Origin of the sequence: Thioalkalivibrio sp. ALR17-21, from assembly GCF_000420185.1 — a bacterium.
Lineage (GTDB): Bacteria > Pseudomonadota > Gammaproteobacteria > Ectothiorhodospirales > Ectothiorhodospiraceae > Thioalkalivibrio > Thioalkalivibrio halophilus.
Map to the genome: position 1 here is coordinate 1 of NZ_ATUL01000034.1, position 19,307 is coordinate 19,307.

A 19,307-nucleotide genomic window follows, 5' to 3' on the forward strand; every position below is an offset into this window, starting at 1 on the left:
TAACCGCCGCCGTAGCCACCACCGGCAGCAGCGGCACCGCCGGCGCCACCGCCGCCGCGTCCACCGACCAGCTGCATGTCACTGGCGACGATCTCGGTGGTATAGCGATCCTGACCGTCCTGCCCCTGCCACTTGCGGGTCTGGATCCGGCCCTCGATGTACACCTGGGAGCCCTTGGACAGATACTGCGCGGCGATGTCGGCCAGACGACCGAACATTACGACCCGGTGCCATTCGGTGTTTTCGCGCCGTTCCCCGCTCTGCTTGTCGGTCCACTGCTCCGTGGTGGCCACGCGGAAGTTGGTGACGGTCGCCCCGCCGGGCGTTTCGCGCTTTTCGGGGTCGGCACCGAGGTTGCCGAGAATGATCGCCTTGTTGACTCCGCGGGCCATGGGAACTCCTTGTGTCGGGCACGGGTTAATCGAGCCGATAGTGTAGCAGGCGCTGACGGGCGCAACAGAACCCGCCCGCGTGACGCGGATCGCCCGCCGGAGTGCGAGCCGGTCACCGGGCCGGCCCCCGCTCCAGGCAGGCTTGCAGAGCTCCCTCCTCCTGTAGCTCCGGCCGCAGGCGCAGATAAACCGAACCCGCATCCGGTGACAGCACGACCTCCGCGACGCCGGGGCAGGCGCGCAGTTCATCCAGCAAACGCACCGGATACCCCTCCCAGACCGCGGGCACCGCAAGGGTCCGGGTAACGAGGTGCTCCGGGGTGCGTCCGCGGGCCAGCAGGAGCCACGTCATCAGCGCGGGCACGCTGGCCAGCAGCACCGCCACCGGCCCGGCGAGGCCCAGCAACGCCCCGCCCAGAGCACCACCGGCAAAGATGCCGAGGAACTGGGCGGTCGCGAAGCCACCCATCGCGGTCCCCTTGTGAGCCAGCGGCGCGGCGCGCGAAACCATCGCGGGCAGGCCTGCCTCCAGCAGATTGAAGGCGGCAAAAAAGCCGACCATCAACAGCGCGAGCACCCAGACATCGCCGCCCAGATGGAAGACCAGCCCCAGGGCTGCCTGAACAACCACCAGCAATCCGATGGCCACCAGCAGCACCCCGTGCATGCGCCGGCGGCGCTCGCCCAGAATCACCCCGGGCAGCATCAGCGCGAAACCGGTCAACAGCACTGGCAGGTAGAAGGCCCAGTGGTCGGCGGGTGCCAGCCCGGCCCCGTCGACCAGGAACGTCGGCAGCACCAGGAAGTTCGCCGCCAGGACCAGGTGCAGGATGAAGATCCCCGCATTCATCCGCGCGAGATCGGGGTCCGCCAGGACCCGGGGCAGGGCCGCCCACTGCGGAACCATGTCCGGGTGCTGACGCAGCCGCCCCGGCGAGGGCACCCACACCAGGAGGATCACCAGCGCCAGCACACCCAGTCCCGCCGCGACCAGAAAGATGCCCGAGAGCCCGATGCCCCGGTCCAGAACCGGCCCCAGCGCCATGGACACGGTGAACGTAAGGCCGATCGTCAGGCCGATCACCGCCAGTGCCCGCGTGCGCCTCTCCTCCGTCACCAGGTCTGCGGTCAGCGCCAGCACGACGGCAGCCACCGCACCGGCCCCCTGCAGCGCCCGCCCAAGGATGATCCCGTGAATGTCCTCGGCGAACCCCGCCACCAGAGAGCCCAGCACGAACAGCCCCAGCCCCGCGGCGATCAGCGGCTTGCGGCCGAGCCGGTCGGAGAGCAAGCCGAACGGAATCTGCAGGGCCGCCTGGGTCAGGCCGTAAATCCCCAGCGCCAGCCCGGCGAGCAGCGGCGTGGCACCGGGGATATCGTCAGCGTGCAGCATGAACACCGGCAGGATCAGGAACAGGCCGGCCATGCGCACTCCATAAATGGCCGCCAGCCCGGTGGTGGCTCGCAACTCGCGGGCATTCATGTGGTCAGGACTCCTGAATGGCACGCCGGTGAATGAACGGAGGCGAAAGTCTATCGCACCCGGCGGGCCGTGACCGGGTGTTACCATGGCCGGCTGGCAGCCGCCGGCTGCCGTTCCCCAACGACTCCGGAGTATCCGTCACCCCATGATGCAGAACATCCAGATCCGTGGCGCCCGCACCCACAACCTCAAGGACCTGCACATCGAACTGCCGCGCGAGCGGCTGATCGTGATCACCGGAGTCTCGGGGTCGGGCAAGTCGTCGCTGGCCTTCGACACCCTGTTCGCCGAAGGCCAGCGACGCTACGTCGAGAGCCTGTCGACCTACGCGCGGCAGTTCCTGTCGATGATGGAAAAACCGGATGTCGACCAGATCGACGGTCTGTCCCCGGCCATCTCCATCGAGCAGAAAAGCACCTCCCACAACCCGCGCTCGACCGTCGGCACCATCACCGAGATCTATGACTACCTGCGCCTGCTGTTCGCCCGCGCCGGCGAGCCGCGCTGTCCGGATCACGGCGAGACCCTGGCCGCACAGACCATCTCGCAGATGGTCGACCAGGTACTGGAGATGCCCGAAGGCGAAAAGCTGATGCTGCTGGCGCCGGTGGTGCGCGACCGCAAGGGCGAACACCACAAGCTGCTGGAATCCATGCGTGCCCACGGGTATCTGCGTGCGCGCATCAACGGCGAGATCCACGAACTGGACGCCCTGCCCGAGCTGGACCCCAAACGCAAGCACAATATCGAGATCGTCATCGACCGCTTCAAGGTCCGCGAGGACCTGCGGCAGCGCCTGGCCGAATCCTTCGAGACCGCGACCGAGCTGGCCGACGGCCTGGCGCTGGTCGCCTGGATGGACGAGCCGGAACGCGAGCCGATGACCTTCTCGGCCCGCTTCGCCTGCCCGGTGTGCGGCTATGCGCTGCGCGAACTGGAACCGCGCCTGTTCTCCTTCAACAATCCCGCCGGTGCCTGCCCCACCTGTGATGGCCTGGGCGTGCACCAGTATTTCGACCCCGAGCGTGTGGTCGCCCAGCCCGAGGTCAGCCTGGCCGGGGGCGCGGTAAGGGGGTGGGATCGCCGCAACGCCTGGTACTTCAGCCTCCTGAACAGCCTGGCACGCCACTACGGCTTCGATGTGGAGACGCCGTGGAAGGACCTGCCGGCGGAGGTCCGGGCCGTGATCCTGCACGGCTCCGGCACCGAGGAGATCCCCCTGAGCACCCCGGCCGCGAACGGGCGCCTGCGCACCGACCACCGGGTCTTCGAGGGCATCATCCCCAACCTCGAACGCCGTTACCGCGAGACCGATTCGGCAGCCGTGCGCGAGGAACTGGGTCGCTATCTCAACGAGCAGCCCTGCCCCTCCTGCCATGGCACCCGTCTCAATGCCGCCGCGCGCAACGTGTTCGTCAAGGGCCACACCCTGCCGGAGGTCACGCACATGAGCGTCGCCGGCGCCCAGGCCTTCTTCGACGACCTCGAGCTGCCGGGGCGCTTCGCACGCATCGCGGAAAAGATCGTCCGCGAGATCGCCGCGCGGCTCGGTTTCCTGGTGGATGTGGGCCTGGACTACCTGACGCTGGACCGTTCCGCCGAAACCCTCTCCGGCGGCGAGGCCCAGCGCATCCGCCTGGCGTCACAGATCGGCTCGGCACTGGTCGGCGTGATGTACATCCTCGACGAACCCTCCATCGGCCTGCACCAGCGGGACAACGCGCGCCTGCTCAACACCCTGGCCAGCCTGCGCGACCTCGGCAACACGGTCATCGTGGTGGAACATGACGAGGACGCCATCCGCGAAGCCGATCATGTCCTCGACATCGGACCCGGGGCCGGCCGCCATGGCGGTGAAGTCGTGGCCGCGGGCACACCGGCCGAGATCGCCGCCAGCGAAGGCTCCCTGACCGGCGCCTACCTCTCGGGGCGGCGCAGTATCGCGATCCCCGACCAGCGCCACGCCGCCGATCCGGACCATACACTCCGGGTTCGCGGTGCGCGCGGCAACAATCTGCGCGGCGGCGACTTTGAATTCCCACTGGGGCTGTTCACCTGCGTGACCGGTGTCTCCGGCTCCGGCAAGTCCACCCTGGTCAACGCCACCCTGTATCCCGCCGCCGCCAACACCCTGCACAACGCGCGGCATCCGGTCGCCGACCACGACCGCATCGAAGGGCTCGAGCGGATCGACAAGGTGGTCGACATCGACCAGAGCCCGATCGGCCGCACGCCAAGATCCAACCCCGCGACCTACACCGGCCTGTTCACCCCCATCCGGGAGCTGTTCGCCGCCACCGCTGAGGCCCGCTCACGCGGCTACAAGCCCGGCCGCTTTTCCTTCAACGTGCGCGGCGGGCGCTGCGAGGCCTGCCAGGGTGATGGCGTCATCAAGGTCGAGATGCACTTCCTCCCGGACGTCTACGTGCCCTGCGACGTGTGCCGCGGCCAGCGCTACAACCGCGAGACCCTCGAGGTTCGTTACAAGGGAAAGAACATCCACGAGGTCCTCGAGATGACCGTCGAAGAGGCGCTGGACTTCTTCCAGCCGGTACCCGTCATCCATCGCAAGCTCGAAATGCTGATGGAGGTCGGGCTTTCCTACATCCAGCTCGGGCAGAACGCCACCACCCTCTCCGGCGGCGAAGCCCAGCGCATCAAGCTCGCCCGCGAACTGTCCAAACGCGACACCGGCAAGACCCTCTACATCCTCGACGAACCGACTACGGGTCTCCACTTCGAGGATATCGCCCAGCTGCTTCGCGTCCTGCATCGTCTGCGCGACCACGGCAACACCATCGTGGTCATCGAACACAACCTCGACGTCATCAAGACGGCCGACTGGCTGGTCGACATCGGACCCGAGGGCGGCAGCGGGGGCGGGCAGCTGATCGTCGCCGGAACACCCGAAACCGTCGCGGCCACCCCCGCCAGCCATACCGGCCACTTCCTCGGCCCGATGCTCACCCCCTGGCCCGCCAGCGAGAATGCCTCTGCCTGACGCGCCCGGCGCAAACTCGACCCGCCCGCACTGTTACCCCACGGGCCAGACCACGATCCCCAAACGAAAAAGGCCGCCCCGAAGGGCGGCCTCATCTCACAGCGGCAACCGACCTGGCGTCAGGCCGCCTCTTCCTCGTCAGGCATCGGACGGTCCACCAGCTCCACGTAGGCCATCGGCGCGTTGTCCCCCGCGCGGAAGCCGCACTTGAGGATGCGAAGATACCCACCCGGACGTTCCTGATAACGCGGACCAAGCTGGGAAAACAGCTTGCCTACGGTTTCCTTGTCCCGCAGCCGGGAGAACGCCTCGCGCCGTGCATGCACGCTGTCATTCTTCGACAGGGTGATCAACGGCTCGGCTACCCGGCGAAGCTCCTTCGCCTTGGGCAGTGTGGTCTTGATCAGCTCGTGCCGAATGAGCGCATTCGTCAGCGCCTTCATGGTGGCCTTGCGGTGCGAACTGTTGCGGCCGAGCTGCCGGCCGGAATGACGATGACGCATTGGACTATCCTCTGAATGCTATTGGCGTGTGACGCCCACTGATTACTCGTTCTCGTCCCGCAAACCCGGCGGCGGCCAGTTTTCCAGCCGCATACCCAGGGAAAGCCCGTGGGTCGCAAGCGTGTCCTTGATCTCGGTCAGCGACTTCTTGCCGAGATTCGGGGCACGCAGCAGCTCCACTTCCGTACGCTGGACCAGATCACCGATGTAGTACAGGTTCTCGGCCTTCAGGCAGTTCGCCGAGCGCACGGTAAGCTCAAGCTCGTCCACCGGACGCAGCAGCACCGGATCCACGGCACTGGCACCACCGGTCGCGGTTTCGGCGGCCTCTTCCTGCAGATCGACGAACGGCGCCAGTTGCCCCTGCAGGATGGTCGCAGCCTGCCGAACGGCATCGTCCGGAGCAATTGCTCCGTTCGTTTCCAGTTCCAGCACCAGCCGATCCATGTCCGTACGTTGGGCCAGACGGGCGCTTTCCACCCGATACGCCACACGACGAATCGGGCTGAACGTCGCGTCCAGCTGCAGACGACCAATCCCGGTTTCGTCCGTCTCGCCGCCGCTCTGGCGGGCGGTGACCGGCTCGTAGCCTTCCCCCGTGCGCGCCGTCAGCGTCATGTCCAGTTCAACGTCCTTGTTGATCGTGGCGATCACGTGCTCCGGATTGACCACTTCGACGTCATGGTCCACCTGGATGTCCGCAGCGGTCACCGTACACGGACCCTTTTTCTTCAGCGTGAGCGTCGACTCATCCCGCGCATGCATGCGCAGCGCCACGCCCTTCAGGTTGAGCAGGATGTCCACGACGTCTTCCTGCACACCCTCAATGGTCGTGTACTCGTGCAGCACGCCCTCGATGCGGGCTTCGACGATCGCCGCACCCGGGATCGAAGACAGCAGCACCCGCCGCAGCGCATTGCCGAGCGTGTGCCCGAATCCCCGCTCCAGCGGCTCGAGCGCCACGCGCGACTGATTCCGCGCCTCGGACTCGACCTCGATCTGCTGTTTGTTGACCAGTTCGTTGGCTTGCATTGATGCTCCCGGCGAAATGCCCGCTGGCGGTTACTTCGAATAAAGCTCGACGACGAGCGACTCGTTGATGTCGGCCGGCAGATCCGCACGATCCGGCACCGCCTTGAAGGTGCCCTCGAACTTGCTGCTGTCGACCTCCACCCACTCGGGCAGACCGCTTTGTTCGGCCAGGGTCATGGAATCCTGGATCCGAACCTGCTTGCGGGCCTTCTCGCGAACACTCACCACATCCGCCGGCTGAACCTGATAGGCCGCCACGTTCACAACCCGGCCATTGACCAGAATCGCGCGATGCGCCACGAGCTGGCGCGCTTCGGAGCGCGTCGAGCCGAAGCCCATGCGATAGACCACGTTATCCAGACGGCCTTCGAGGAGCTTCAGGAGATTCTCCCCGGTCGAACCCTTCCGTTGCGCAGCCTTGTGGTAATAATTACGAAACTGCTTTTCCTGTACACCGTACGTCCGGCGCAGCTTCTGCTTCTCGCGCAGCTGTACCGCATAGTCCGAAAGCCGCGTACGGCGTTCGCCATGCTGACCCGGCGGCTGATCCAGCTTGCACTTCGTCTCGAGTGCGCGCGCCCGGCTCTTCAGACCGAGATCGGCACCCTCGCGACGACTCAGTTTGCACTTCGGTCCAATATAACGACCCATAATTCGACTCCAGCCTCAGACGCGCCGCTTTTTGGGCGGCCGGCAACCATTGTGCGGGATCGGTGTCACGTCACTGATGTTCGTGATCTTGAAACCCGCGTTATTCAGCGCACGCACCGCCGACTCGCGCCCCGGCCCCGGGCCGCGGACCTCGACGTCCAGGTTCTTCACCCCGTGCTCCGCCGCTGCATTGCCGGCGCGCTCGGCCGCCACCTGCGCGGCGAAGGGCGTCGACTTGCGCGAGCCGCGAAAGCCGGACCCGCCGGACGTCGCCCAGCTGATGGCGTTGCCCTGGCGATCGGTGATGGTGATGATCGTGTTGTTGAACGTCGCGTAGACATGCGCGACGCCCTCGGCGATGTTCTTGCGGACCTTTTTCTTGGTCCGGGTCTGCGCTTGTGCCATTAACCTGTATTCCCAGTCGTGTTACTTGCGAATCGGACGCCGCGGGCCCTTGCGGGTGCGCGCGTTGGTCTGCGTCTGCTGCCCGCGCAGCGGAAGGCCGCGACGATGGCGTACGCCCCGGTAGCAACCGAGATCCATCAGTCGCTTGATGTTCATGCTGATCTCGCGCCGCAGGTCCCCTTCCACCGGGAACTTGTCGACCTCGGCCCGCAGCGCATCCACCTCGGCATCGGTGAGATCCCTCACCTTCATCTCCGGACGCACCCCGGCGGAATCGCAGATATGCCGGGCACGCGTGGGACCAATGCCATAGATCGACGTCAGTGCGATCACCGTATGCTTCTGATCAGGAATATTGATTCCAGCGACGCGAGCCATCCAACTTCTCCATCAAGATTCGGCAAAGCCGACTATAGTATCAGCGTTTCGGTCAGCGGCCAAGCTCAGCCCTGGCGCTGCTTGTGACGGGCTTCCGTACAGATCACACGGACGGTCCCGTTGCGACGCACCACCTTGCAGTTGCGGCAAATCGGCTTAACGGATGCGCGTACCTTCATTTTACTTCTCCTGTGCTAGCGGATCCCGGTCCCGCCGAAACCCTTGAGATTCGCCTTCTTCATCAGACCTTCATACTGGTGCGATACCAGGTGCGACTGCAGCTGCGCCATGAAGTCCATGACCACGATCACGATGATCAGCAGCGACGTCCCGCCAAAGTAGAACGGCACGTTCCAGTACAGGATGAGGAACTCGGGCAGCAGACACACCGCGGTGATGTACACCGCACCCACTGCTGTCAGCCGGGTCATCACACCGTCAATGTAGCGCTCCGTCTGCACACCGGGACGGATCCCGGGTATGAACGCACCCTGTTTTTTCAGGTTCTCCGCCGTATCCCGCGAATTGAATACCAGGGCGGTATAGAAGAAGCAGAAAAATATGATCGCGGCGGCATAAAAGCCCACGTACAATGGTTGCCCGGGCGCCAGCGTGGTCGAGATCTCCCGCAGCCAGTCCATCCCCTCGGCCTGCCCGAACCACTGTCCCAGTGTCGACGGGAAGAGGATGATGCTCGACGCGAAGATCGGTGGGATCACCCCGGCCATGTTCAGCTTCAACGGAAGGTGGGACGACTGCCCACCGACCATCTTGCGACCCACCTGCCGTTTGGCGTAGTTGATCGTAATTCGCCGCTGGCCGCGCTCCACGAAGACCACGAAGGCCGTAACCGCCAGCGCCAGGATCAGCAGGATCACCACAAAGGCGGCAGCCAGCTCGCCAGTCCGCGCCAGTTCCAGCGTTCCGCCAATCGCGCCCGGCAGACCCGCCACGATTCCGGCGAAGATGATGATCGAAATGCCGTTGCCAATGCCCCGTTCCGTGATCTGTTCACCGAGCCACATGAGGAACAGCGTTCCCGTGACCAGCGACACCACCACGGTAAAGATGAAGATCGGACCCGGATTCAACGCCATCGGCATGCCCTGGATGGTCTGCCCGTTCAGCGCGATACCGATCCCGATACTCTGAAACAGAGCCAGCACCACGGTGCCATACCGCGTGTACTGTGTGATCTTCCGGCGGCCGGCTTCCCCTTCCTTTTTCAATTGCTGCAGAGACGGCACCACCGCAGCCAGAAGCTGCATGATGATGGCCGCCGAGATATACGGCATCACTCCCAGCGCGAAGACCGACAGACGCTCCAGCGCACCGCCGGAGAACATGTTGAACATGTCCAGTATGGTGCCGCTTTGCTGTTCAAAGAACTGCTGCACCGCGACCGGATTGATGCCCGGCACCGGAATGAACGTCCCGATCCGATAGACCACCAGCGCGCCCAGCACGAACAGCAGGCGTTTGCGCAACTCGGTGAAGCCGGTCAGTCCGCCTCCACCACCCGCTCGGGCTGCCGGTCCGCGCGCCATTGTCAGACCTCGACGCTGCCGCCCGCGGCCTCGATCGCCGCGCGCGCACCCCTGGAGACCCGAACACCACGGACGGTGACCGCGCCGGACACCTCGCCCGAGGCGAAGATCTTCGCGGCACGCGCCTCGACCGGGATGACACCCGCCTGCTTCAGCGTCTCCAGACTGATCTCGCCGCCAACGCGGTTGAGTTCGTTCAGGCGCACTTCGGCCGTTTCGGCCTGACGGCGCGAGCGGAAGCCGACCTTGGGCAGCCGACGCTGCAACGGCATCTGGCCACCCTCAAAGCCGGTCTTGGTGAAACCGCCGGAGCGAGATTTCTGCCCCTTATGGCCACGTCCGCCGGTCTTTCCCAGGCCGGAGCCGATGCCGCGACCGACCCGTTTCCCGGCCTTCCGGGCGCCCTGCGGGCTCGCAATCTCATTCAGTCGCATTTCAGACTTCCTCTACGTCCAGGAGATAGCGCACCTTGCGCACCATCCCCAGATTCTCGGGCGTCGCCTCGATCACCGAGGTACTGTGCATCCTGCGCAGACCGAGACCCCGAACCGTCGCCTTGTGGCTGCGGATGCGATTCGCCGGACTGCGCACGAGTTTCACTTTGAGTTTGCTCATGATCAGCTCTTCACGTCTTCGACCGACTTGCCGCGTTTCGCCGCGATCAGTTCGGGCGAGTTCACCATGGCCAGTCCGTTGATCGTCGCCTGCACCACATTGATGGGGTTGCGGGATCCGACACACTTCGCCAGAACGTTCTTGACGCCCGCGACCTCCAGGACCGCGCGCATCGCGCCGCCGGCGATGATCCCGGTACCTTCGGATGCCGGTTGCATGTAGACCTTCGCCGCCCCGTGGCGGCCGTTCACGGCGTAGTGCAGCGTGCCCTCCTGCAACGCCACATCCCGCATTTCGAGGCGCGCCTGCTGCATCGCCTTCTGAATCGCCTGCGGGACCTCGCGCGCCTTGCCATACCCGAAGCCCACGCGGCCTTCGCCATCGCCGACCACGGTCAGGGCGGCGAACCGGAACTGCCGGCCGCCCTTGACGACCTTGGCTACACGGTTGACGCCGATCAGCTTTTCCTGGAGCCCATCGGTGGCTTCACTTACATCATTACGTGCCATTGTTATCTCCGCTGGGTCCGTCTGCTAGAACTGGAGCCCGCCCTCGCGGGCAGCATCGGCCAGGGCTTTCACCCGACCATGGAAGCGGAATCCGGAACGGTCGAATGCGACTTCCTGGATACCCGCCTGGCGCGCACGCTCGGCAATCTTCTGACCCACGCGCGCGGCAGCGTCCGCATTCCCGGTGTAGGTTCCCGCCTCGCGCAGATCCTTCTCGACCGTGGAGGCCGCGGCCACCACATTGTCGCCGTTGGGGGCGATGAGCTGTGCATACATGTGCCGCGGCGTGCGATGGATACAGAGACGGTGAACGCCCTGCTCGCGAATCTTGTACCGCGCCCGACGTGCCCGCTTGATTCTGGCCTGTTTCTTGTCCACTGGTGCCTACCTACTTCTTCTTGGCTTCTTTGCGCTGGATACGCTCGTCCTTGTACTTCACGCCCTTGCCCTTGTAGGGCTCCGGGGGACGCAGCGCGCGGATATCGGCGGCCACCTGGCCGACGCTTTGACGATCATGCCCCTGCACGGCGATTTCGGTGGGCGAACGCGCCTCGACGCTCACGCCCTCCGGAATCGTGAAATCGATGGGATGAGAAAATCCGAGCGTCAGATTCAGGTTCTTGCCCTGAACCTGTGCCCGGTAGCCAACCCCGACCAGCTCCAGCACGATTTCGAAGCCCTGGCTCACGCCATGGACATGATTGCCGAGCAGCGACCGAATGGTTCCGGCCATCGCGTAGGTCTTCGCCTTCTCGCTGGGCTGCACGGTCACGGTATTGTCCTCGACGGAGACCTGCACGGTCTCGGGGACGGAGAGGGAGATCTCCCCCTTGGGCCCCTTGACCGTGATGCGGTCGCCCTGCTGATCGAGAGACACCCCGTTGGGCAGCTCCAGCGGCAGATTTGCAATGCGAGACATCGAATCGTCCTCAGTAGATCTTGCAGAGCACTTCGCCGCCCTGACCGATCTCGCGTGCGGCGCGATCGCTCATCACGCCGCGCGGCGTGGAGATCACGGCCACACCCAGACCGGCATTGATGCGGGGCAGCTCGTTTTTGCCGCGGTAAATCCGCAGCCCCGGCCGCGAGATGCGCTGAACGGTCTCGATCACCGGCTGGCCCTGAAAATACTTCAGGGTGGCGACCAACACCTTGCGAGCACCTTCGCCTTCCGAACGGTAATCGGCGATGAAGCCCTCGTCCGCGAACACACGGAGAATCGCTTCCTTGTTCTTGCTATACGGGATCGACACCTGCTCCTTGTCGGCGCGCTGTGCATTGCGCAGCCGGGTGAGCATGTCGGCGATCGGATCGGTCATCATGGCGGTTTCTCCTTACCAGCTCGCCTTGCGCAGCCCCGGAATCTCGCCCTTCATGGCGTACTCGCGAAGCTTGTTTCGGCCCAGGCCAAACCGGCGATAGTAACCCTTCGGCCGACCGGTCACGGCACAGCGATTCTTCTGCCGCACGGGACTGGAGTCACGCGGCAGCTTCTGCAGCTTGTTCATCGCCTCCAGACGCTCTTCGCCGGACCGGTTCTCGTCGACGAGAATCGCCTTGAGTTCCTGCCGTTTCTCGGCGTGCTTCTTCGCCAGGCGCTCACGCTTACGCTCACGCTGGACCATCGATACCTTGGCCATTCCTCTTACCTCTTTACTGCCGGAAGGGGAAGTTGAAGGCCTCCAGGAGAGCCCGGGCTTCCGCGTCCGTCTTGGCGCTGGTCGTAATCGTAATGTCCATCCCCCGGAGGCGATCGACGCGGTCGTAATCGATCTCCGGAAAGATGATCTGTTCCTTCACCCCGAGGGTGTAATTGCCGCGGCCGTCAAACGCCTTCGGACTGAAGCCGCGGAAATCGCGTACACGAGGCAGCGCGATATTGATCAGACGATCCAGAAACTCGTACATCTGGCGGCGCCGCAACGTCACCTTGCAACCGATCGGATATCCGTCGCGAATCTTGAATCCGGCGATGGATTTGCGCGCCCGGGTCACGACCGGCTTCTGCCCCGCGATCGCCGTCATGTCGCCCATCGCATGCTCGATGATCTTCTTGTCAGCGACCGCATCTCCAAGCCCCATGTTCAGGGTGACCTTGGTGACCTGCGGGATCTCCATGACGTTGCCGTAACCGAACTGCTCCTGCAGGGCCGGCTTGATCCTGGACTCGTAATCTTCTTTCAAGCGTTCCATAAACCGATATTCCTGCAGTTAAGCGTCCACGACCTCGTCGTTCGAGCGATACACCCGAACCTTTCGGCCATCTTCCAGCGTCCGAATTCCGACCCGGTCACCCTTGGCGGTTGCCGGGTTGTACAGCATAACGTTCGAAATATGCATCGGCATCTCCTTCTCGATGATGCCGCCGCTGACGCCCTGCTGCGGATTCGGTTTCTGGTGTTTCTTCGCCATGTTCATGTTCTGCACCAGGACCTGGTCGTCCTGCACCTTGATCACCGTGCCACGCCGGCCTTTGTCCTTACCGGCGATCACGACGACATCGTCACCCTTGCGAATCTTTTTCATGACGTCCTCAAAGCACTTCCGGCGCGAGAGAAATGATCTTCATGTAATTCTCTCCACGCAGTTCACGGGTCACCGGGCCAAAGATGCGGGTCCCGACCGGCTGGTACTGGCTGTTCAGCAGCACCGCAGCGTTACGGTCAAACCGGATCACCGATCCATCGGAGCGACGGACGCCGGAGGCGGTACGCACGACCACGGCATTGTACACGTCGCCTTTCTTGACCTTGCCCCGGGGAATGGCGTCCTTGACGGACACCTTGATGACGTCCCCGATCCGCGCGTATCGCCGATGGGATCCGCCCAGGACCTTGATGCACTGCATGCGGCGCGCGCCGGAGTTATCGGCGGCTTCAAGGACGGTCTGCATCTGAATCATGGATGTTCTCCCGGGATCCGGTTCACAGCGCGTCGCGCCCGACCACTTCGATCAGGGCAAAGCGCTTCTGTTTCGACATGGGCCGGCACTCCCGAACCCGTACGCGATCGCCTTCCTTCGACACGTTTTCCTCGTCATGGACGCGAAGTTTCGTCGAGCGGCGAATGAACTTGCCATACAGCGGGTGCCGAACGCGCCGTTCAACCACGACCGTGCGGGTCTTGTCCATCTTGTCGCTGACCACGCGACCCACAACGGAGCGCTGGGTTTTCGTCGTTTCCTGGTTCATCTTCGTTAACCCGCCGTTCTGCGTTCGTTCATCAGCGTCTTGATCCGGGCGATGTCGCGCCGCACGGTTTTCATGCGGTCGGGACGCGAAAGCTGCCCGACGGCCTGCTGCATGCGCAGACCGAACTGTTCCTTGTACAGGGCCTCGAGTTCACCCCCGAGTTCCTGATCGGACTTGTTCCTGAGTTCGGACGTTTTCATCACATCACCTGCCGACGCGTAAACACGGTCTTCACGGGGAGCTTCGCAGCGGCGAGTCGAAACGCCTCGCGCGCGACGTCCTCGTTGACCCCTTCCATTTCGTAAAGCATGCGGCCCGGCTGGACCTTGCATACCCAGTACTCGACACCGCCCTTGCCCTTGCCCATACGGACTTCGAGAGGCTTGCTGGTGACGGGCACATCGGGGAACACCCGAATCCAGATCTTTCCGCCGCGCTTGATGTGACGGACCATCGCCCGCCGTGCGGCTTCGATCTGCCGGGCGTTCACGCGACCGCGCTCGACCGCCTGGAGCCCGTACTCGCCGAAGCTCACCTTGGCGCCCACGGACGCCATACCGCGGTTGCGCCCCTTGAACTGCTTCCTGAACTTGGTTCTTTTTGGCTGCAACATGGCTTATGTCCTAGCTCGCGTTGGCCGCGGCGCGGCGGCCTTCGGTGGGCTCCAGGCTGAAGACCTCACCCTTGAAGATCCAGACCTTCACGCCGATGATTCCGTAAGTCGTTCGCGCCTCGGCGAATCCGTAGTCAATATCCGCACGAAGCGTATGCAGCGGAACACGACCCTCCCGATACCACTCGGACCGGGCGATTTCGGCGCCATTCAGGCGACCCGAAACATGCACCTTGATGCCTTCGGCGCCCAGGCGCACCGCGTTGCCCACCGCCCGCTTCATCGCCCGACGGAACATGATGCGGCGCTCCAGCTGCTGGGCGATGCCCTCGGCCACCAGCTGGGCCTCGATTTCGGGCTTGCGGACCTCCTCGATATTGATCTTGACCGAACCCTGGTCCAGACCCGTCTCGCGCGCCACTTCCCGGCGCAGCTTCTCGATGTCTTCGCCCTTCTTGCCAATCACGATACCCGGACGTGCCGTCTGAATCGTGATGTGCGCTGCCTTAGCGGGGCGCTCGATGATCACGCGGCTCACGGACGCGTGGCTCAGCCGTTTCAGGAGGAATTCCCGCAGCTGGATGTCGTTGTTCAGCGTAGCGCCGAAGTCCTCGCCGTCCGCATACCAGGTGGCGGACCACGGGCGCGAGATGCCGAGGCGAATGCCGGTCGGATGTACCTTGTTACCCATGCTTACTTCGCCCCCTTCTCGCTGACACCCACGATCACGTGGCTCGTGCGCTTAAGAATACGGTTGCCGCGGCCCTTCGCGCGGGCCTGCATGCGCTTCAGCACCGGGCCTTCGTCGACCTGGATCCGCGACACGCGCAGTTCGTCAATATCGGCGCCATCGTTGTTCTCGGCGTTCGCGATGGCCGATTCCAGGACCTTCTTGACGATGGCCGCCGGTTTCTTGCGGCTGAACGCAAGTTCGTTCAGCGCCTTCTCCACCGGCATGCCACGAACCTGGTCAGCAATCAGCCGCGCCTTTTGCGGCGACATCCGCGCGAACCGGAGTTTTGCGATCGTTTCCATCAAACCGTCCTCAGCGCGATTTCTTGTTGGCGATGTGACCCTTGAAGGTCCGGGTCGCGGCGAATTCGCCCAACTTGTGGCCAACCATGTTCTCGTTGATGAGCACCGGGACATGCTGCCGCCCGTTATGCACCGCGATGGTGAGACCCACCATCTGCGGAATGATCATCGAACGCCGGGACCAGGTCTTGATCGGACGACGGTCGTTCTTTTCCGCCGCCACTTCCACCTTCTGGCGCAGGTGATGGTCAACGAACGGGCCTTTCTTCAGTGAACGCGGCATGCTCGTGCTCCGTTACTTCTTGCGCCGACGCACAATCATGCGGTCGGTACGTTTGTTGTTACGGGTCTTGAATCCCTTGGTCGGGCGCCCCCACGGGGTCACCGGATGGCGACCGAAGTTGCGGCCTTCACCGCCCCCATGCGGATGGTCGACCGGGTTCATCGCCGTACCGCGGACCGTCGGGCGCTTGCCCTGCCAGCGGCGTGCGCCGGCCTTGCCAAACTTGCGCAGGGAATGCTCGGAGTGTCCGACTTCGCCAACCACGGCACGGCACTCGGACTGAATGCGGCGCATCTCTCCGGACGCGAGCCGGACCGTTGCCAGCTGCCCTTCACGGGCCACCACCTGCGCGCTGCCACCGGCCGAGCGCACCAGCTGCGCGCCCTTGCCAGGCTTCAGCTCGATGCCGTGCACCGTGGTGCCCACCGGGATGGACCGCAGCGCCATGGCATTGCCGGGCCGGATCGGCGCCTGCGACCCGCTCGAAACCGTGTCCCCGACTTTCAGCCCGCGCGGCGCAATGATATACCGACGTTCGCCATCGCGATACAGCAGAAGCGCCAGGTGAGCACTGCGGTTCGGATCGTATTCCAGCCGCTCGACGCGAGCCGGAATATTGTCCTTCGTCCGCTTGAAGTCGACCGTACGGTAGCGCTGTTTGTGCCCACCGCCGATATGCCGCGAAGTGATGCGGCCGGTGTTGTTGCGCCCGCCGGTCCGCTGCTTCTTCTCGACCAGGCCCGGATATGGTTCGCCTCGATGCAGACCGTCTCCGCGAATCTGCACCGTGTGCCGGCGACCGGCCGACGTGGGGTTGGTCTTGATAATAGCCATGATCAGAGCTGCTCCCCTTCACCCATGTCAATGCTTTCGCCCGGGGCCAGCGACACATAGGCCTTTTTCCAGTGATTCCGCCGTCCGAACTGGCGACCGAACCGCTTGGTCTTGCCCTGCTGCCGCAGCGTGCGCACGCCTTCCACCCGCACCTCGAAAAGCTGCTCGACGGCAGCCTTCACCTCGGCCTTGCTTGCGTCGGGCAGCACCTTGAACACGTATTGCCCGACCTCCCCGGCCATCGTCGCTTTTTCCGACACCACCGGGCCCTGGATTACCTGCATCAGACGGCCATTCATGCCAACCACTCCTCGATCCGGCGCACGGTCGCTTCGGTCATCACCACGGTTTCGGCTCCGACGAGATTGGCCGGACCGATCTCGCCCAGGGTCGCCACATCCACGCGCGGCACGTTCCTCAATGCCCGGTCGGTCCGCTCATCCTCGGCATCGAGGACGACGAGACCGGACTCCATCCCGAGCCGGCGCAGCGCGGCGACACCATCACGCGTCTTGCCGCTATCCACGCTGAAGCTGGAAACGATCTTCAGCCGTTCTTGCCGCACCAGCTCGGAAAGGATCGACGCCAGCGCGGCGCGATACATCTTCCGGTTCAGCTTCTGCGAGAAATCCCGCGTGCGAGCCGCAAACACCTTGCCGCCACCGATCCACAGCGGACTACGGATCGTACCGGCGCGCGCTCGCCCCGTGCCCTTCTGCCGAAACGGCTTGATACCGCCTCCGGAGACCTGGGAACGAGTCTTTTGCGCGCGGGTCCCGCGACGGGCGGCCGCCAATTGCGCCACCACGGCCTGGTGGACCAGCGAGTCATTGAACTCGCGTTCGAAGCAGGCGGGCGAAAGCTCCACACTGGCCCCGGTATCGGCTGTTGTCATCTGCATCGTTATCAACCCTTCGCCTTGACTGCCGGACGGATCATCACGTCCGCGCTGGACGGACCGGGAACGGCACCCTTGACCAGCAGCAGTCCGCGATCCGCATCGACCCGGACCACACTGAGATTCTGAATGGTCTTTCGCTCGGCGCCCATCTGGCCCGCCATCTTCTTGCCCTTGAACACGCGACCCGGGCTCTGGTTCTGCCCGATGGATCCCGGCGCCCGATGGGCCAGCGAGTTACCGTGGGTGGCGTCCTGGGTACGGAAATTGTGCCGTTTGACCGTCCCCTGGAAACCTTTGCCCTTGCTCTGCGCGGTCACGTCGACCATCTGGCCCTCTTCGAACCGATCGACGGTCATCGCGTCGCCCGGGCTCACGCCCTCGGCCTCTTCACCATCGAGGCGGAATTCCCAGAGCCCCCGCCCGGGTTCGACTTCGGCCCCGGCGAAGTGCCCGCTCGCCGCGCGATTCACCCGCTGCGGCTTGCGCGAGCCGGCCGTGACCTGCACCGCGTCGTAGCCATCGCTGTCGGCACGCTTCACCTGGACCACGCGATTATTGTCCACCTCGAGCACCGTGACCGGCACCGACGCGCCCTCTTCGGTGAACACGCGCGTCATTCCAAGCTTGCGACCAATGAGTCCAAGAGCCATTTTCCAACCCCTTCGTAATCGCTGGCGCGGCCCTGCGCCCCAAAGTCGTGGCCCGGCGCCGAACGCCGGGCCACGGAAAGCCCAATATTATGACAGAAAGTTTCCGCTTAGTTAAGTCGAATCTGAACATTGACCCCTGCGGCCAGGTCCAGCTTCATCAACGCGTCCACCGTCTTGTCCGTGGGATCCATGATGTCCATCAGGCGCTTGTGGGTACGCAGCTCGTACTGATCCCGCGCGTCCTTGTTGACATGCGGGGAGGTCAGCACGGTGTACGACTCCCGCTTGGTCGGCAGCGGAATGGGGCCCTTGACCCGGGCCCCGGTCCGCTTCGCTGTTTCCACGATTTCGGCCGCTGACCGGTCAATGAGACGGTGGTCAAAGGCCTTGAGCCGAATTCGAATACGCTGATTAGCCATGGATCTTTACTCGATAATCTTGGAGACGACGCCGGCGCCCACGGTGCGGCCGCCTTCGCGAATCGCGAAACGCAGACCGTCTTCCATGGCGATCGGGCTGATCAGCGACACCGTCATCTTCACGTTGTCGCCCGGCATCACCATCTCGGTGCCTTCCGGCAGCTCGACCGAACCCGTCACGTCCGTCGTGCGGAAATAGAACTGCGGACGATACCCGTTGAAGAACGGCGTGTGACGACCGCCCTCTTCCTTGTTCAGGATGTACACTTCCGCCTCGAACTGGGTGTGCGGAGTAATCGAACCCGGCTTGCACAGCACCTGGCCGCGCTGCACGTCGTCACGCTTGGTGCCGCGCAGCAGCACGCCCACGTTGTCGCCGGCCTCGCCCTGGTCCAGCAGCTTGCGGAACATCTCCACGCCGGTCACCGTGGTCTTCTGCGTGTCGTGCAGACCCACGATCTCCACTTCCTCGCCCACCTTGACCACACCGCGCTCGACGCGACCGGTGACCACGGTGCCGCGACCGGAAATCGAGAACACGTCTTCCACCGGCATCAGGAACGCACCGTCCACCGCGCGCTCCGGCTCGGGGATGAAGCGGTCCATCTCGTCTACCAGCTTGTGGATCGCCTGGGCGCCCATCTCGCTTTCGTCGCCTTCCAGCGCCTTCAGCGCAGAACCGGTGACCACCGGCGTGTCGTCACCCGGAAAATCATAGCTCGACAGCAGATCGCGGACCTCCATCTCCACCAGCTCCAGGAGCTCCGGATCGTCCACCATGTCCGCCTTGTTCAGGAACACCACGATGTGCGGCACGCCCACCTGGCGCGACAGCAGGATGTGCTCCCGCGTCTGCGGCATCGGG

32 protein-coding genes are annotated in these 19,307 nt (G+C 64.2%); 1 reads left to right on the plus strand and 31 read right to left on the minus strand.

What is annotated here, in order from left to right; genetic code table 11:
- Window positions 1-392, minus strand: a 392-nt coding sequence (gene ssb / locus G020_RS0113345) for a single-stranded DNA-binding protein (RefSeq protein ID WP_024329957.1), incomplete at its 3' end; no start/stop codon positions are given.
- Window positions 393-504: 112 nt separating this feature from the next.
- Window positions 505-1,875, minus strand: a complete 1,371-nt coding sequence (locus G020_RS0113350) for an MFS transporter (RefSeq protein ID WP_024329958.1) — start codon at window positions 1,873-1,875, stop codon at window positions 505-507.
- A gap of 148 nt (window positions 1,876-2,023) precedes the next feature.
- On the opposite strand from G020_RS0113350, the gene uvrA reads away from it, so the two are divergent.
- On the plus strand, window positions 2,024-4,876 hold the full coding sequence (gene uvrA, locus G020_RS0113355) for an excinuclease ABC subunit UvrA (RefSeq protein ID WP_024329959.1): 2,853 nt from the start codon (window positions 2,024-2,026) through the stop codon (window positions 4,874-4,876).
- 119 nt (window positions 4,877-4,995) lie between these two features.
- Here the strand turns inward: uvrA and rplQ are convergent, their stop codons facing one another.
- The 29 genes from rplQ to tuf all read right to left on the minus strand — a co-directional run.
- On the minus strand, window positions 4,996-5,379 hold the full coding sequence (gene rplQ / locus G020_RS0113360) for a 50S ribosomal protein L17 (protein ID WP_024329960.1): 384 nt from the start codon (window positions 5,377-5,379) through the stop codon (window positions 4,996-4,998).
- A gap of 42 nt (window positions 5,380-5,421) precedes the next feature.
- The gene (gene rpoA, locus G020_RS0113365) at window positions 5,422-6,411 is read right to left on the minus strand and encodes a DNA-directed RNA polymerase subunit alpha (protein ID WP_018870659.1); all 990 of its coding nucleotides are present in this window, start codon (window positions 6,409-6,411) and stop codon (window positions 5,422-5,424) included.
- Window positions 6,412-6,441: 30 nt separating this feature from the next.
- On the minus strand, window positions 6,442-7,062 hold the full coding sequence (gene rpsD / locus G020_RS0113370) for a 30S ribosomal protein S4 (protein WP_018870660.1): 621 nt from the start codon (window positions 7,060-7,062) through the stop codon (window positions 6,442-6,444).
- 15 nt (window positions 7,063-7,077) lie between these two features.
- On the minus strand, window positions 7,078-7,467 hold the full coding sequence (gene rpsK, locus G020_RS0113375; protein ID WP_018870661.1) for a 30S ribosomal protein S11: 390 nt from the start codon (window positions 7,465-7,467) through the stop codon (window positions 7,078-7,080).
- A gap of 21 nt (window positions 7,468-7,488) precedes the next feature.
- A complete protein-coding gene (rpsM, locus tag G020_RS0113380; protein WP_018870662.1) occupies window positions 7,489-7,845 on the minus strand; it encodes a 30S ribosomal protein S13 in 357 nt (118 codons plus the stop codon).
- 65 nt (window positions 7,846-7,910) lie between these two features.
- The gene (rpmJ, locus tag G020_RS15110) at window positions 7,911-8,024 is read right to left on the minus strand and encodes a 50S ribosomal protein L36 (RefSeq protein WP_018935185.1); all 114 of its coding nucleotides are present in this window, start codon (window positions 8,022-8,024) and stop codon (window positions 7,911-7,913) included.
- A 15-nt stretch (window positions 8,025-8,039) separates the two neighbouring features.
- Entirely contained in the window at window positions 8,040-9,392 is a 1,353-nt protein-coding gene (secY, locus tag G020_RS0113385) for a preprotein translocase subunit SecY (protein WP_019590827.1), read from the minus strand.
- A gap of 2 nt (window positions 9,393-9,394) precedes the next feature.
- A complete protein-coding gene (gene rplO / locus G020_RS0113390) occupies window positions 9,395-9,826 on the minus strand; it encodes a 50S ribosomal protein L15 (RefSeq protein WP_024329961.1) in 432 nt (143 codons plus the stop codon).
- Between the two features lies 1 nt (window position 9,827).
- Window positions 9,828-10,007 carry a 50S ribosomal protein L30 gene (rpmD, locus tag G020_RS0113395; RefSeq protein WP_018870665.1) on the minus strand — a complete coding sequence of 60 codons (180 nt, stop codon included), beginning with the start codon at window positions 10,005-10,007 and terminating at the stop codon, window positions 9,828-9,830.
- 2 nt (window positions 10,008-10,009) lie between these two features.
- Window positions 10,010-10,516 carry a 30S ribosomal protein S5 gene (gene rpsE / locus G020_RS0113400; protein WP_018870666.1) on the minus strand — a complete coding sequence of 169 codons (507 nt, stop codon included), beginning with the start codon at window positions 10,514-10,516 and terminating at the stop codon, window positions 10,010-10,012.
- Window positions 10,517-10,540: 24 nt separating this feature from the next.
- Window positions 10,541-10,894, minus strand: coding sequence for a 50S ribosomal protein L18 (gene rplR / locus G020_RS0113405; RefSeq protein ID WP_018946627.1), 354 nt, complete (start codon window positions 10,892-10,894; stop codon window positions 10,541-10,543).
- A gap of 10 nt (window positions 10,895-10,904) precedes the next feature.
- A complete protein-coding gene (gene rplF / locus G020_RS0113410; protein WP_024329962.1) occupies window positions 10,905-11,435 on the minus strand; it encodes a 50S ribosomal protein L6 in 531 nt (176 codons plus the stop codon).
- 10 nt (window positions 11,436-11,445) lie between these two features.
- On the minus strand, window positions 11,446-11,838 hold the full coding sequence (gene rpsH, locus G020_RS0113415) for a 30S ribosomal protein S8 (RefSeq protein WP_024329963.1): 393 nt from the start codon (window positions 11,836-11,838) through the stop codon (window positions 11,446-11,448).
- A gap of 12 nt (window positions 11,839-11,850) precedes the next feature.
- Window positions 11,851-12,156 carry a 30S ribosomal protein S14 gene (rpsN, locus tag G020_RS0113420; protein WP_018870670.1) on the minus strand — a complete coding sequence of 102 codons (306 nt, stop codon included), beginning with the start codon at window positions 12,154-12,156 and terminating at the stop codon, window positions 11,851-11,853.
- A gap of 13 nt (window positions 12,157-12,169) precedes the next feature.
- Window positions 12,170-12,709, minus strand: coding sequence for a 50S ribosomal protein L5 (rplE, locus tag G020_RS0113425; RefSeq protein ID WP_018946630.1), 540 nt, complete (start codon window positions 12,707-12,709; stop codon window positions 12,170-12,172).
- Window positions 12,710-12,727: 18 nt separating this feature from the next.
- Complete coding sequence (rplX, locus tag G020_RS0113430) at window positions 12,728-13,042, minus strand: 50S ribosomal protein L24 (RefSeq protein ID WP_024329964.1); 315 nt, start codon at window positions 13,040-13,042, stop codon at window positions 12,728-12,730.
- A gap of 7 nt (window positions 13,043-13,049) precedes the next feature.
- Complete coding sequence (gene rplN / locus G020_RS0113435; RefSeq protein WP_018870673.1) at window positions 13,050-13,418, minus strand: 50S ribosomal protein L14; 369 nt, start codon at window positions 13,416-13,418, stop codon at window positions 13,050-13,052.
- Between the two features lie 22 nt (window positions 13,419-13,440).
- The gene (gene rpsQ, locus G020_RS0113440; RefSeq protein ID WP_018870674.1) at window positions 13,441-13,707 is read right to left on the minus strand and encodes a 30S ribosomal protein S17; all 267 of its coding nucleotides are present in this window, start codon (window positions 13,705-13,707) and stop codon (window positions 13,441-13,443) included.
- 5 nt (window positions 13,708-13,712) lie between these two features.
- Entirely contained in the window at window positions 13,713-13,907 is a 195-nt protein-coding gene (gene rpmC / locus G020_RS0113445; protein WP_018946632.1) for a 50S ribosomal protein L29, read from the minus strand.
- Complete coding sequence (rplP, locus tag G020_RS0113450; RefSeq protein WP_018870676.1) at window positions 13,907-14,320, minus strand: 50S ribosomal protein L16; 414 nt, start codon at window positions 14,318-14,320, stop codon at window positions 13,907-13,909. Before rplP ends, rpmC begins: the two co-directional genes overlap by 1 nt.
- A gap of 10 nt (window positions 14,321-14,330) precedes the next feature.
- Complete coding sequence (gene rpsC, locus G020_RS0113455) at window positions 14,331-15,011, minus strand: 30S ribosomal protein S3 (protein ID WP_018946633.1); 681 nt, start codon at window positions 15,009-15,011, stop codon at window positions 14,331-14,333.
- Window positions 15,012-15,013: 2 nt separating this feature from the next.
- Window positions 15,014-15,355, minus strand: coding sequence for a 50S ribosomal protein L22 (gene rplV / locus G020_RS0113460; protein WP_018946634.1), 342 nt, complete (start codon window positions 15,353-15,355; stop codon window positions 15,014-15,016).
- Between the two features lie 10 nt (window positions 15,356-15,365).
- A complete protein-coding gene (gene rpsS, locus G020_RS0113465) occupies window positions 15,366-15,638 on the minus strand; it encodes a 30S ribosomal protein S19 (RefSeq protein ID WP_018870679.1) in 273 nt (90 codons plus the stop codon).
- Window positions 15,639-15,650: 12 nt separating this feature from the next.
- Window positions 15,651-16,472 (minus strand): 50S ribosomal protein L2, encoded by an 822-nt coding sequence (gene rplB, locus G020_RS0113470; protein WP_018946635.1) that lies wholly within the window; start codon window positions 16,470-16,472, stop codon window positions 15,651-15,653.
- 2 nt (window positions 16,473-16,474) lie between these two features.
- On the minus strand, window positions 16,475-16,771 hold the full coding sequence (gene rplW / locus G020_RS0113475) for a 50S ribosomal protein L23 (protein WP_018870681.1): 297 nt from the start codon (window positions 16,769-16,771) through the stop codon (window positions 16,475-16,477).
- Entirely contained in the window at window positions 16,768-17,373 is a 606-nt protein-coding gene (gene rplD, locus G020_RS0113480) for a 50S ribosomal protein L4 (protein ID WP_024329965.1), read from the minus strand. The genes rplW and rplD overlap by 4 nt, the downstream gene beginning before the upstream one ends.
- Before the next feature lie 5 nt (window positions 17,374-17,378).
- Window positions 17,379-18,023, minus strand: a complete 645-nt coding sequence (gene rplC, locus G020_RS0113485; RefSeq protein ID WP_024329966.1) for a 50S ribosomal protein L3 — start codon at window positions 18,021-18,023, stop codon at window positions 17,379-17,381.
- Window positions 18,024-18,130: 107 nt separating this feature from the next.
- Window positions 18,131-18,442 (minus strand): 30S ribosomal protein S10, encoded by a 312-nt coding sequence (gene rpsJ, locus G020_RS0113490; protein ID WP_018870684.1) that lies wholly within the window; start codon window positions 18,440-18,442, stop codon window positions 18,131-18,133.
- A gap of 6 nt (window positions 18,443-18,448) precedes the next feature.
- On the minus strand, window positions 18,449-19,307 hold an 859-nt coding region (gene tuf / locus G020_RS0113495), incomplete at its 5' end, for an elongation factor Tu (RefSeq protein ID WP_029681335.1).

Bases quoted from the DNA above. Each gene is read 5' to 3' on its own strand.
- G020_RS0113350 (WP_024329958.1), bottom strand. From the start codon at position 1,875: ATGAATGCCCGCGAGTTGCGAGCCACCACCGGGCTGGCGGCCATTTAT.
- uvrA (WP_024329959.1), top strand. From the start codon at position 2,024: ATGCAGAACATCCAGATCCGTGGCGCCCGCACCCACAACCTCAAGGAC.
- rplQ (WP_024329960.1), bottom strand. From the start codon at position 5,379: ATGCGTCATCGTCATTCCGGCCGGCAGCTCGGCCGCAACAGTTCGCAC.
- rpoA (WP_018870659.1), bottom strand. From the start codon at position 6,411: ATGCAAGCCAACGAACTGGTCAACAAACAGCAGATCGAGGTCGAGTCC.
- rpsD (WP_018870660.1), bottom strand. From the start codon at position 7,062: ATGGGTCGTTATATTGGACCGAAGTGCAAACTGAGTCGTCGCGAGGGT.
- rpsK (WP_018870661.1), bottom strand. From the start codon at position 7,467: ATGGCACAAGCGCAGACCCGGACCAAGAAAAAGGTCCGCAAGAACATC.
- rpsM (WP_018870662.1), bottom strand. From the start codon at position 7,845: ATGGCTCGCGTCGCTGGAATCAATATTCCTGATCAGAAGCATACGGTG.
- rpmJ (WP_018935185.1), bottom strand. From the start codon at position 8,024: ATGAAGGTACGCGCATCCGTTAAGCCGATTTGCCGCAACTGCAAGGTG.
- secY (WP_019590827.1), bottom strand. From the start codon at position 9,392: ATGGCGCGCGGACCGGCAGCCCGAGCGGGTGGTGGAGGCGGACTGACC.
- rplO (WP_024329961.1), bottom strand. From the start codon at position 9,826: ATGCGACTGAATGAGATTGCGAGCCCGCAGGGCGCCCGGAAGGCCGGG.
- rpmD (WP_018870665.1), bottom strand. From the start codon at position 10,007: ATGAGCAAACTCAAAGTGAAACTCGTGCGCAGTCCGGCGAATCGCATC.
- rpsE (WP_018870666.1), bottom strand. From the start codon at position 10,516: ATGGCACGTAATGATGTAAGTGAAGCCACCGATGGGCTCCAGGAAAAG.
- rplF (WP_024329962.1), bottom strand. From the start codon at position 11,435: ATGTCTCGCATTGCAAATCTGCCGCTGGAGCTGCCCAACGGGGTGTCT.
- rpsH (WP_024329963.1), bottom strand. From the start codon at position 11,838: ATGATGACCGATCCGATCGCCGACATGCTCACCCGGCTGCGCAATGCA.
- rpsN (WP_018870670.1), bottom strand. From the start codon at position 12,156: ATGGCCAAGGTATCGATGGTCCAGCGTGAGCGTAAGCGTGAGCGCCTG.
- rplE (WP_018946630.1), bottom strand. From the start codon at position 12,709: ATGGAACGCTTGAAAGAAGATTACGAGTCCAGGATCAAGCCGGCCCTG.
- rplX (WP_024329964.1), bottom strand. From the start codon at position 13,042: ATGAAAAAGATTCGCAAGGGTGACGATGTCGTCGTGATCGCCGGTAAG.
- rplN (WP_018870673.1), bottom strand. From the start codon at position 13,418: ATGATTCAGATGCAGACCGTCCTTGAAGCCGCCGATAACTCCGGCGCG.
- rpsQ (WP_018870674.1), bottom strand. From the start codon at position 13,707: ATGAACCAGGAAACGACGAAAACCCAGCGCTCCGTTGTGGGTCGCGTG.
- rpmC (WP_018946632.1), bottom strand. From the start codon at position 13,907: ATGAAAACGTCCGAACTCAGGAACAAGTCCGATCAGGAACTCGGGGGT.
- rplP (WP_018870676.1), bottom strand. From the start codon at position 14,320: ATGTTGCAGCCAAAAAGAACCAAGTTCAGGAAGCAGTTCAAGGGGCGC.
- rpsC (WP_018946633.1), bottom strand. From the start codon at position 15,011: ATGGGTAACAAGGTACATCCGACCGGCATTCGCCTCGGCATCTCGCGC.
- rplV (WP_018946634.1), bottom strand. From the start codon at position 15,355: ATGGAAACGATCGCAAAACTCCGGTTCGCGCGGATGTCGCCGCAAAAG.
- rpsS (WP_018870679.1), bottom strand. From the start codon at position 15,638: ATGCCGCGTTCACTGAAGAAAGGCCCGTTCGTTGACCATCACCTGCGC.
- rplB (WP_018946635.1), bottom strand. From the start codon at position 16,472: ATGGCTATTATCAAGACCAACCCCACGTCGGCCGGTCGCCGGCACACG.
- rplW (WP_018870681.1), bottom strand. From the start codon at position 16,771: ATGAATGGCCGTCTGATGCAGGTAATCCAGGGCCCGGTGGTGTCGGAA.
- rplD (WP_024329965.1), bottom strand. From the start codon at position 17,373: ATGCAGATGACAACAGCCGATACCGGGGCCAGTGTGGAGCTTTCGCCC.
- rplC (WP_024329966.1), bottom strand. From the start codon at position 18,023: ATGGCTCTTGGACTCATTGGTCGCAAGCTTGGAATGACGCGCGTGTTC.
- rpsJ (WP_018870684.1), bottom strand. From the start codon at position 18,442: ATGGCTAATCAGCGTATTCGAATTCGGCTCAAGGCCTTTGACCACCGT.